This window comes from Streptomyces sp. NPDC057253 (assembly GCF_042669125.1).
GTDB lineage: Bacteria > Actinomycetota > Actinomycetes > Streptomycetales > Streptomycetaceae > Streptomyces.
In genome coordinates this window covers 1-10,226 of record NZ_JBHUXV010000205.1, presented here as the reverse complement: position 1 = coordinate 10,226, position 10,226 = coordinate 1, and the positions used below count along the sequence as shown (strand labels likewise).

Below are 10,226 nucleotides of genomic sequence, written 5' to 3'. Positions count from 1 at the left end.
ATCACCGTCGACGACATCTACCTCCTCATCACCACCGCCCCCACCGACCAACCCGCCCCCCACCGCACCCGCTGGCTCACCCTCGTCCTCACCGGCCTCACCACCCACACCCGCTAGACGGTCGGCGGTGTGAGCCGCCGAAACCCGGCGTACGGGCGCCGGGTTGAGGAAGCGTCAGGGCCCGACTCGCGTGGCGACCACCTGACCCGACACGTACGAGGCGGCATCGGACAGGAGGAAGGCCACGACGGACGCGACCTCCTCGGGCTCCGCCGCCCGGCCGAGCGGGAGTCGCGCCAGAATGGCCTCTTGAGTCTCCCGATCCACCGTGTCCACCCGAGGGGTTCGGGTGAAGCCGGGCGCCACCGCGTTGATGCGTACCTTGTCGGGGACCAGTGCGAGCGCGGCACTGGCAGTGAACGACTCCAGGGCAGCCTTCGAAGCGCCGTAAGAAATCAGGTGGGGATCCGGGCGCTTGGCGGCGACGGACGACACATTGACGACCGCGCCGCCGCCTCGCTCCCGCATGTCGTCCTTCAGGAGCCAGGTCAGTTCGAACGCCGCCTCGACATTGACGGCGAACATCTTCCGCCAGGTCCCGACAGTGAGCTGGTCCGCGGGCACGATCTGTGTGAAGGCGGCATTGTTGACCAGCAGATCGACCGGCCCCAGGGCGACACGGGTGCGGGCGACGATGTCGGCCGCAGCCCCGGGTTCGCCGAGGTCCGCGCGCACGAGAGCCACCCGGGCGCCGAGATCGCGCACCGCTTCCGCCGTACGGCCGGCCGCTTCGTCGTCACGGTGATAGTTGATGGCGATGTCCGCGCCCCGACGGGCCAGTTCCCTGGAGATGGCCGCGCCGATGCCCTGGCCGCCGCCCGTCACCAGGGCGACCCGTCCCTCGAACCACTGCTCGGGCGCCGTACCGCTCGCTGTGTGCGTCATCTGTCCGTCTCTCCTCGTGAGGGGTGTCATGCGCGTCGGGGGTCGCCGCGGTGGCATGGCCCGCGAGACCTGTGCGGGCTTCTTCGCCGCGTCGCGGGGCGGGTCCGTCAGACCGTGACAGGCGTGGAGGGCCGCCACCGCCAACCCAGCTGACGCAGCGCGTCGGCACGGCCGAGCACCAACGCGGTGCGCGTGGTCGTGTCGGACTCGTGCTGGTCCCCGGAATCGGGGAACGGCCGGTCCGTGTTCGTCCTGCGGACCTCTCCGGGCATCTCCTGCACCCATCCGTCCACGACCGCCTCCGCGGCGAGCAGCGGGCCCACGCGGTCCCAGGGTGGGAGGTCGGTCCAGCCGCCGTGTGCCACCGCGAGTTCGGTGTACCTCGTGGCGGCGACTTCCGCCGCCGTCAGGACACCCGCTCGCAGGCGATCGGCGAGCAGGCCCGGTGGAAGACGGCCGGGTGCGAGATCCGACGACCCGGGCGCGAGCCGGCCGTCGGCGTGCGGTCCGAGCACGGGTGCCACGGTCCACCCCAGGTCGGAGTGGGCGGCCAGAGCCTCGATGTCACGCGCCAACGCGTGCTCGTCGGGGAGCAGACGACCGGCGTCCAGGGTGCGGGTCAGCACTCCTTCGGCCCGCTGGAGGGCCCGTGTCCTGGCATGTACGTCCCCCTCGGCCTGGACGAGCCACTGCACCGACCAACCCGGGGGAAGGCGCTGGCAGGCCACCGATTCGTAGGTGTCCCTCAAATAGGTGTCTCCGCCCTCGCGGACGGCTGTGATCACGGAGAAGACCGACATCGCACCCCACGCTCCCTGCGGCGACAACACTCGGGCATCGAAAATATCATTTTCCCTCTACGCCAGAACCGCCCCACCGCCACACCGTCAGGATCTCCATCGTGCGTTGACAAACGCCACCGTGAGGGGCAACGTTGAAAATGCCATTTTCACTACCAGGGCTACCACCACCTCCGCCCCACCCCGGGCAGGCCCGGCTCCGCACATACATCAGGAGAGAAGAATGACGAAAATCTGGGCCAACTCCGGCGACTCGCACTTCATGGAGCCGGAGGACCTCTGGCGCACCAACATGCCCGCACGACTGGCCGAGCTGATGCCCCGTACCGTCAAGGACCCCGACGGCCAGTGGGAGACGGTGCACATCGACGGCATGTCCTTCCGCCGCAAGATGCCCACGGCCGCGGCCCAGGAGTTCAGGGAGGCGTCGAACCGGGCGCCCGGCGCGCGTGACGTGACCCTGCGGATGAAGGACCTCGACAACGAGGGGATCTGGGGCGAACTGGTCTTCCCCTCCCTGGGAATGTGGAGCTCGTCGTTCCGCACCCCGGAGGCGCTGCGCGAGGCGCTGCGGGTCAGCAACGACTGGGCGTGGGAGACCATCGACCGCGCGTCCGAGCGTCTGGTGGCCACCGCCCAGGTGTCGACCCTCGACGTCGACGACGCGGTCCGCGAGCTGGAGCGGACCGCCGAGATGGGCTATCGGGCGGTGTTCCTTCCGGTCAAGCCGCATCCGCTCCAGAAGGACTACAACGACGACGCGTGGGAGCCGTTCTGGGCCGCCGCCGAGGCGGCGAACATGGTCCTGGCCTTCCACATCGGCACCGACCCCATCGACCTCTCCGCCGGCGGGACCGCGGGCATCGTCTTCCGCGGACCCGGCGGGGCCGTGCTGAACTACACCGAGACGACGTTCGGCGGACAGCGCTCAGTGGTCAAGATGGTCGCCTCCGGTGCCCTGGACCGTCACCCGAACCTGAGGATGCTGGTCTCGGAAGGCGGTGCCACCTGGGTGCCGTTCATCGCCGACCGCATCGAGGAGGGGTACCGCCAGCACAGCGCCATGGTCCGCCCGAAGCTCAAGCGGTCCCCGCGGGAGATCATCTACTCGCAGGTGTACGCCTCCTTCCAGCACGACCAGACCGCGGTGGCCGCCGCCTCGTCCATGGGCTACCACAACGTCATGTGGGGCAGCGACTACCCGCACATGGAGGGCACCTTCGGGCACACCCAGGAGACGCTGCACGGTCTCTTCGACGGCGTCGACCCGAAGATCAGGGAGCGCATCACCGTCGGCGCCTTCGCCGAGCTCTTCCCAGAGGTTCCCCCGCTGCCGACGACCACCGCGGGAGCCTGAGCCATGTCCGACAACGTGATGTACGACTCCCCCACCGAGTTCATGCACGACGTGACGGGCGACGCCGGGGTCTGCATGGCCCAGTCGGTGATCCCCCGCGACCAGGGCGACTACCTGTGTGCCTGCACCTGCGAGAAGTGGGAGGTCATCGCGCCCAGCAGGGAGGAGGGCCTGCGGCTCGCCCGGGTCCACACCGGGTCGCTGGACTGAGCAGGGCGACATGAGGAGGGGAGGCCCGGCAGGCCTCCCCTCCTCATGCGCGTGGGCGGACGCGGCTAGCTGACCACACCCCTGGCCCGCAGGTCGGCCACGGTGTCCTCGTCGTATCCGAGTTCCCGCAGGATCGCGTCGGTGTGATCGCCCGCCAGACACGCTCCCCGGGCCTGGGTCGCCGAACGGGAGAACCGGACCGTCGGCGTCATCCGCAGGTGCTCGTCGAAGACCGGGCTCACCGCGGTGGTGGCGTACTCGGCGGCCAGCGCAGGGTCGGTCTGCACGAACGCCTCGGGAGCCTGCTCGGTCACCGCGACGCAGCCGATGTCGAGCGCCGTCAGCCGCGCCTCCCACTCGGTCGCGGGGCGCCGGGCGAACACCTGCGCCAGCTCTTCTGCCAGATCCGCGTCATGCGTGGCGCGCTGCCCCGCGGAGACGAACCGAGGGTCGTCGGCCAGTGCCCTTTCGTCGGCCAGCGCCGCGGCCAAAGCCGTCCACTCCCCCGGCGTCGGCGCCGCGAGGAACACCCAGCCGTCAGCCGTACGGTAGAGGCGGTACAGAGCGCTCTGGCCGTACCCCTCCGAGTCCACCGCGGGTGCCGGGGGACGCCCCGCGTAGTCCACGTTCCAGTCCGCGAGCGGAAGAGCCGTGGTGGCGAGCATCGTGGTCGTGAGCCCACCCAGCGGAGTCCTCCTGGCGCGGGCGAGCAGACCGAGCAGCATCGCGGAGGCGACTCCGAGGGCCGACACTCCGTCGGCCTGAAGGCTCGCGCGGGCCGCGGCGGAATACAGCCGGGGCACCGCCGCCCTGACCTCCTCCACCTCGCCGCCGACCGCGGTGACATAGGGGGCCTCGGCCAGAGCGAATCCGCTGGCGGCACCGATGGAGGCCGCATAGGCGGGACGGTGTCCGTAGGGCCCGTCGGTCCCGTAGCCCGCGGCGGTCAGGTACACCAGATCCGGGTTGAGCGCCCTCAGCGTCGCCTCGTCCACGCCGACCCTCTCGGCGGCCCCGGCACGGAAGGACTGGAGCACGACGTCGCTGCGGCGGACCAGTTCATGGGCGATGCGACGTCCGGCCTCCGTCCGCAGGTCCAGGCAGATGCTCTCCTTGCCCTGCATGGTCTTCGCTCCCCCGGCCTCAGGGAAGGCCACCGCGCGGCGGATGGGGTCGCCGTCGAGGCTCTCCACCTTGATCACCCGGGCACCGAGATCGGTCAGCAGCGCCGACCCGTAGGGGCCGGCGTACATCAGGGCGAACTCCACGACAGTCACGCCGTCCAGCGGAAGCCGACCCGACGCGGGCGCCGCCGGCACGCCGTCGGCCCCGGGTGCCGGGTCGTCGGCGACCGTGGCGCGCGCCGCCCCACCGTGCTCGTCCAGACGGGGCGCGGGCCTCAGCGGGGTGAGCGGTCGGCCGTCCGAGTGCACCATGCTGGTGAGCTGGCGGACCGGCCCGAGGTCGGGATCGTGCACCGTCCCCACCCGCCCGTCGTGGCGCAGTTGCGGATGCTCGAACACCTCGGAAGCGGTCCGGTAGGCCTCGGCGTTGACGTCGGGGTTGCTCGCGAAGACCTGCTCCCACTCCGCGTAGGTGCGCTCCCCCACCTTGTCGAGCATGGTCTCCCAGTGCTCGGTGCGCAGTTCCTGGGTGTCGAGCGCGGGCAGCGAGGCCCAGCGGGGATCGTCGTACCGCCCGCCCAGACCGAGCTCCTCCATCAGCGCGCGGAAGAGACCGTGCCCGGCCTGGGCGAACTGGAGCCAGCGGCCGTCCTTCGTGTAGGCGGCGAGCAGGCCCAGGGCCATGGGGGACTGCGGCCGGCCGTCGTCGGTGTAGGCGTCGACGACGGTGAAGGAGCCCGGCCAGCGGATCCCGACCAGTTCGGTGAACCAGTTCCAGGTGTCGAGCGTGGAGACGCCCCGCACGAGGTCGGCCTCCACATGCTGGCCGCGTCCGCTGGTCTCCCTCTCCAGGAGGGCGGCGAGGATGCCGTGCACGGCGGTCTGGGCGGCACCCCAGCTGGCGTACGGTGCGGCCACGAAGGCGGGTCCGGGCCTGCCGACGATGTTCCGCTTGACGTGGAACATCCCGAGTTTCGCCATCACCATCCCCTCGTAGCCCTTGAGGTGGGCCCAGGGGCCCGAGGAGCCCCAGCCGGTGATGGCCGCGCCGACCAGCCGCGGATTCACGGCCTCCAGAGCTTCGGCTCCCAGGCCGAGTCGGGCCGCGGCCTGCGGCCGCATGGTGGTGACCAGGACGTCGGCTCCCGCGATCAGCCGGTCGAGGGCCGTGCGGTCGGACGGGTCGTGGAGGTCGAGTACGACACTGCGTTTTCCGCGCGCCAGAGCCGGCCAGCCGGGGCGGGACCTCAGCGGGGTGCCGCCGGGCTGCTCCACGCAGAGCACGTCGGCCCCGGCATCGGCGAGGAACTGCGTGGCCAGGGCGCCGGGGAGGGTCGTCGAGAGGTCGACCACCGCCATGCCCGCCAGCGGGCCCTCTCCGAAGCCGCCGTCCGTGTCCCGCTGACGGACATCCGCGTCGCTCATCTTTCGCCCCATTTCGCCGCGGCTTCCACGTCGCCGGTGACATGACCCGCAAGAACACTAACGTAGTTATCTATGTAAGCGAGTCAATAGACGTCGCACAAGAGCCACGCGTGGACGGGGACGGAACGCGAGGAGGCGGTCACTCGAGGATGTCGATAACCCTGGTCGCCTCACTGCCGGCCAGCACCAGCTGATCGGCCACCTCCAGATGCGTGCGCCAGAACGCCTCCGCCGCGTCGCCGTCACCCGAGCGCAGCAGTTCCAGCAGCCTTCCGTAGGCGCGCACCGCCCGGTTGTTGTGCTGGCGGCTGAGGCTGGGGGTGTTCTCCCGCCGGGCGCGGATCACGATCTGCGACTGACGCAGGATGATCTCGTACACCATCCCCGCCATGATCCCCAGGGTCTGGTTTCCGGAGAGCTGGACCAGACGCAGGTGGAACTGGGCGGCACCGACGGCGAACCGCTCCACGTCGTCCAGGTTGGCGCGCTCCTCCTCCAGCACCTGCTCCAGGGCGGCGTACTTCTCCTCGTCCCCGTCGAGCGCCAGCAGTCGTGCGGCCGGCGGCTCGATCGCACTGCGCGCCACATAGACATCGGCGAGCGTGGCACCTCCGAGCTGGAGCTGGAGCGCCGCGGGACGGGCCACGGCCTCCGGACCGGGCAGCGTCACCCGGGCCCCGGTGCGCGAGCCTCGCCGCAATTCCACGAGCCCCTCGGACTCGAGGACCCGGACGGCTTCGCGCAGGGTCGGGCGGGACACGTTGAAGTGCGACAGCAGCTCCGGCTCGTGCGGCAGGTAGTCACCGCTCTTGAGTTCACCGTCGACGATCATGCGGCGCAACCGCCGGGCGACCAGCTCACCGGTCTTCGGCGCACGCACACCGTTGACGGCGGCCGCAGCTCCCGCACTGTTCCAGTTCACGCCGTCGACACGCCGGTCGTCCGTCCCCGCCATAAGTCCCACCTTCACCGTTTCGGCCGCGATCCGAGTCCGCCGCACGACGCTCAGACACCTGGGTTACGTCACTGACGAGGATAGCTATCTCCCGCGAACGCGTGACATCCAACCCGGCAGCCGCAACTGAGCGACGATCCCTTGCTCACCGGTCACGCGGGGAACTACGCTGACGCTGAACATGGTGAACTAAGAATCCTAAGTCGGTGACTTTCGACGGAGCCGCTGAACGAGAGGCGCCCCCATGGCCCTACAGCCCCCCGACACTGCCATCGTCGGGGTCGGCGCAACCCCGTACTACCCGCGGGGCGAGTCGTACCCGCAGACCATCACCGAGCTGGCGGGCAAGGCGATCCTCGCGGCCTGTGAGGACGCGGGCCTGTCGGTCAGGGACATCGACGGGTTCGCGTACTACTCCATGGCCGGCGGCGGATACGGCCGCTCCATGGAGACCGCGTCCCTCATGGAGACCCTCGGCATCCCCGAGGTGACCTTCACCGCCTCGCTCACGGCCGGCGGAGGCGGCTCGGCCGGCTCGGTGGGACTGGCCCGCGCCGCCATCGTCGCGGGTGACGCCACCCACGTCGTCAGTGTGATGGCCCTGCAACAGCTCCCCGAGTTCCGCCTCGGGGGCGTCTTCGGCAGAGCTGACGCCACGCCCGAGAAATCCTTCATCCAGCCGGCCGGCCTGACCGGCCCCGGGCACCTGATGTCGGTGCTGGCCCGCCGCCACATGCACATGTACGGCACCCGCCGCGAGGCGTTCGCCGAGGTCGCGATCTCCACCCGCGAGAACGCGCTCACGCGGCCCACCGCCCTGCGCCGTACGCCTCTCACGCTGGAGGAGTACTTCAACGCGCGGATGATCGCCGAGCCGCTGTGCCTCTACGACTTCTGCATGGAGACCGACGGCGCCGTCGCCGTGATCACCACCAGTCTCGAACGCGCCCGTGACCTGCGTCAGAGGCCCGTCCGGGTCATCGCGGCGGCACACGGCGGCCGGCGCGAATGGGGGCGGGGCTTCAGCTGGATGGGCATGCCGGAGGAGACCTTCGCCTCCTCCGGCCACGCCTCCGTGGCCGAGCGCCTCTACGCCAAGGCCGGCGTGCGCCCCGGGGACATCGACGTCGCCCTGCTGTACGACCACTTCACCCCCATGGTGGTCATGCAGCTGGAGGACTACGGCTTCTGCGCCAAGGGAGAGGGCGGCGCCTTCGTGGAGAGCGGAGCCATCCGGTACAAGGGCGGCTCGATCCCGGTCAACACCCACGGGGGTCACCTCTCGGAGGGCTATGTGATCGGCATGACCCATGTGCGGGAAGCCGTGGAGCAGATGCGCGGCACCGCCGTGAACCAGGTTCCGGACGCCGAGCTGGCCCTGGTCAGCGGCGGACCGGCGACCCTTCCCGTCAGCGGCCTGATCCTGGGGCGTGCCGCATGAGCGCCGTCCTGTCCCGGGCGCTGCCCGCCGAACGCGTGCACATCGCGACCGACCGCTTCACCGAGCCGTTCTGGCAGGCGGCCCGCGAGCGACGGCTCGTCGCCCCCCGCTGCGGCGACTGCGGGCACTTCCGGCTTCCGCCGACCCCGTTCTGCCCGGAGTGCCAGTCCCAGAACATCGACTGGACCGAACTGTCGGGCCGGGGAAGCGTGTTCAGTTTCTCCGTCGTACGCAACATCCGCGGCCTGGACGACGACGTCGTCCTGGTGGCGGCCGTCGTCGACCTGCCGGACGCGCCCGGTGCGCGGCTCGTCAGCAACGTGATCGACGCCGATCCGGACGAGGTCCGCATCGGCATGGAACTCACCGTGGATTTCACCCCCGTCTCGGACGGTTGGCTGCTTCCGGTCTTCCGTCCCCTCACCGAGGCCCGCGAGGGCGAGGAAGGCAGCGCCGCATGACCACCACCCATCCCGCACCGGTGACCGAGCGTGGCCTGTTCATCGACGGGTCCTGGCGCCCCTCGTCAGACGGGCGCTTCGAGGACGTCGTCAACCCGGCGACCCGGGCGGTCTTCGGGCGGGCCGCGCTCGCGAGCGCCGCCGACCTGGACGACGCCGTGGCGGCCGCGCGCCGCGCCTTCGACGCGGGGCCGTGGCCGCGCATGACGGTCGCCGAGCGCGCCGCCGCCCTGATCAGGCTGGCGGAGGAACTGGAACGCGACATCGAGCCGCTGACCCAGGTGGCCCTGGCCGAGACCGGGCTCGCCGTGGCCATGTGCCGCGACGGCGCCCAGGGCATCCCCCAGTTCCTGCGCTATGCCGCCGGCCTCGCCGAACACCTCGACCTCACCGAGGAGCGCACCGCCGCGTCGGGAGCGAAGGTGCTGGTGGAGAAGGTGCCGATCGGAGTAGTCGCCGCTTTCATCCCGTGGAACTCACCCCTGAAGCTCGCCGCCTTCAAGGTGCCCTCCGCGCTGCTGGCGGGCTGCACGCTGATCCTCAAGCCCTCCCCCGAGTCGCCGCTGAGCCTGCACTACCTGGCGGACGCGGCGGTGCGCGCCGGGCTGCCCGAGGGCGTGATCAACATCATCGCGACCGACGCCGACGGCTCCCGGGCGCTGACCAGGCATCCCGGGGTGGACAAGATCTCCTTCACCGGGAGCACGGCGGTCGGCAAGGCCATCGCCGCCTCCGCGGCGGACTCGCTCAAGCGGGTCACCCTGGAGCTGGGCGGCAAGTCCGCTGCCCTGGTGCTGGACGACGCGCCCGCGGAGCTGGTCGCCGGATCCCTGGCCTTCGTCCTGCCGCTCAACAACGGTGCCATCTGCGCCATGCCCAGCCGCCTGGTGGTCAGCGAGCGGCGCAAGGACGAGATTGTGGGGGCCCTGGCGACAGCGCTGGAGAAGACCGTCATCGGCGACCCGGCCGACCCTGCCACCCAGCTCGGCCCCATGATCAACGAGCAGCACTTCGACCGGGTCCTCGGCTTCATCGACTCGGCCCGCGCCGAGGGCGGCACGATCGTCACCGGCGGCGGGCGTCCGGAGGGGATGGAGGACGGCCTGTACATCGCACCGACCGTCATCACCGACGTGTCGCCCGACTCGACGGTGGCCCAGGAGGAGATCTTCGGTCCGGTCCTGACCGTACTGACGTACCGGGACGAGGACGAGGCGGTCGAGATCGCCAACAACTCCCGGTACGGTCTCGCGGGCGCCGTCTACAGCGGTGACCGCGAGCGCGCCCTGGAGTTCGCGCGGCGTATCCGTACGGGAACCGTGGCCATCAACAGCCCCATCGGCACCGACCCGGCCATCCCGTGCGGCGGGTTCAAGGCGTCCGGTTACGGGCGGGAGCTCGGCCCCGAGGGCATCGACGAGTTCGTGGAGACGCGCGCGGTCTTCCTCTGAACCATCTGAACAACTGAGTGCCGAGGTCAGACGTGCGCCCCGGGAGCGGTTCGCTCC

The 10,226-nt window shown here is 70.6% G+C and carries 9 protein-coding genes; 5 read left to right on the top strand and 4 right to left on the bottom strand.

What is annotated here, in order from left to right:
* Positions 1–174 precede the first annotated feature (174 nt).
* Together ACFULQ_RS46700 and ACFULQ_RS46695 are read right to left on the bottom strand one after the other, a co-directional pair.
* On the bottom strand, positions 175–945 hold the full coding sequence (locus ACFULQ_RS46700) for an SDR family NAD(P)-dependent oxidoreductase (protein ID WP_383557244.1): 771 nt from the start codon (positions 943–945) through the stop codon (positions 175–177).
* Positions 946–1,052: 107 nt separating this feature from the next.
* Complete coding sequence (locus tag ACFULQ_RS46695; protein WP_383557241.1) at positions 1,053–1,745, bottom strand: GltA; 693 nt, start codon at positions 1,743–1,745, stop codon at positions 1,053–1,055.
* A 223-nt stretch (positions 1,746–1,968) separates the two neighbouring features.
* Here ACFULQ_RS46695 and ACFULQ_RS46690 point away from each other — a divergent pair, with 223 nt between their 5' ends.
* Positions 1,969–3,102: an amidohydrolase family protein gene (locus tag ACFULQ_RS46690; RefSeq protein WP_383557238.1), complete on the top strand. Its 1,134-nt coding sequence runs from the start codon at positions 1,969–1,971 to the stop codon at positions 3,100–3,102.
* Between the two features lie 3 nt (positions 3,103–3,105).
* Positions 3,106–3,312 carry a hypothetical protein gene (locus ACFULQ_RS46685; protein ID WP_383557235.1) on the top strand — a complete coding sequence of 69 codons (207 nt, stop codon included), beginning with the start codon at positions 3,106–3,108 and terminating at the stop codon, positions 3,310–3,312.
* 65 nt (positions 3,313–3,377) lie between these two features.
* On the opposite strand, the gene ACFULQ_RS46680 is transcribed toward ACFULQ_RS46685, so the two are convergent.
* A complete protein-coding gene (locus ACFULQ_RS46680) occupies positions 3,378–5,861 on the bottom strand; it encodes a CaiB/BaiF CoA transferase family protein (RefSeq protein WP_383557233.1) in 2,484 nt (827 codons plus the stop codon).
* 139 nt (positions 5,862–6,000) lie between these two features.
* The gene (locus tag ACFULQ_RS46675; RefSeq protein ID WP_383557231.1) at positions 6,001–6,816 is read right to left on the bottom strand and encodes a FadR/GntR family transcriptional regulator; all 816 of its coding nucleotides are present in this window, start codon (positions 6,814–6,816) and stop codon (positions 6,001–6,003) included.
* Positions 6,817–7,060: 244 nt separating this feature from the next.
* Between ACFULQ_RS46675 and ACFULQ_RS46670 the strand changes: the two genes are divergently transcribed.
* From ACFULQ_RS46670 to ACFULQ_RS46660, 3 genes are read left to right on the top strand one after another with little or no spacing between them, the layout of a single operon-like run.
* On the top strand, positions 7,061–8,257 hold the full coding sequence (locus ACFULQ_RS46670; protein WP_383557229.1) for a lipid-transfer protein: 1,197 nt from the start codon (positions 7,061–7,063) through the stop codon (positions 8,255–8,257).
* Complete coding sequence (locus ACFULQ_RS46665) at positions 8,254–8,718, top strand: Zn-ribbon domain-containing OB-fold protein (RefSeq protein WP_383557226.1); 465 nt, start codon at positions 8,254–8,256, stop codon at positions 8,716–8,718. The genes ACFULQ_RS46670 and ACFULQ_RS46665 overlap by 4 nt, the downstream gene beginning before the upstream one ends.
* Entirely contained in the window at positions 8,715–10,169 is a 1,455-nt protein-coding gene (locus ACFULQ_RS46660) for an aldehyde dehydrogenase family protein (protein WP_383557223.1), read from the top strand. Before ACFULQ_RS46665 ends, ACFULQ_RS46660 begins: the two co-directional genes overlap by 4 nt.
* Positions 10,170–10,226: the final 57 nt, after the last annotated feature.

Excerpts from the sequence above, each read along its gene's own strand:
- ACFULQ_RS46660 (WP_383557223.1), top strand. The coding sequence starts at position 8,715 with ATGACCACCACCCATCCCGCACCGGTGACCGAGCGTGGCCTGTTCATC.
- ACFULQ_RS46670 (WP_383557229.1), top strand. The coding sequence starts at position 7,061 with ATGGCCCTACAGCCCCCCGACACTGCCATCGTCGGGGTCGGCGCAACC.
- ACFULQ_RS46675 (WP_383557231.1), bottom strand. The coding sequence starts at position 6,816 with ATGGCGGGGACGGACGACCGGCGTGTCGACGGCGTGAACTGGAACAGT.
- ACFULQ_RS46665 (WP_383557226.1), top strand. The coding sequence starts at position 8,254 with ATGAGCGCCGTCCTGTCCCGGGCGCTGCCCGCCGAACGCGTGCACATC.
- ACFULQ_RS46680 (WP_383557233.1), bottom strand. The coding sequence starts at position 5,861 with ATGAGCGACGCGGATGTCCGTCAGCGGGACACGGACGGCGGCTTCGGA.
- ACFULQ_RS46700 (WP_383557244.1), bottom strand. The coding sequence starts at position 945 with ATGACGCACACAGCGAGCGGTACGGCGCCCGAGCAGTGGTTCGAGGGA.
- ACFULQ_RS46695 (WP_383557241.1), bottom strand. The coding sequence starts at position 1,745 with ATGTCGGTCTTCTCCGTGATCACAGCCGTCCGCGAGGGCGGAGACACC.
- ACFULQ_RS46690 (WP_383557238.1), top strand. The coding sequence starts at position 1,969 with ATGACGAAAATCTGGGCCAACTCCGGCGACTCGCACTTCATGGAGCCG.
- ACFULQ_RS46685 (WP_383557235.1), top strand. The coding sequence starts at position 3,106 with ATGTCCGACAACGTGATGTACGACTCCCCCACCGAGTTCATGCACGAC.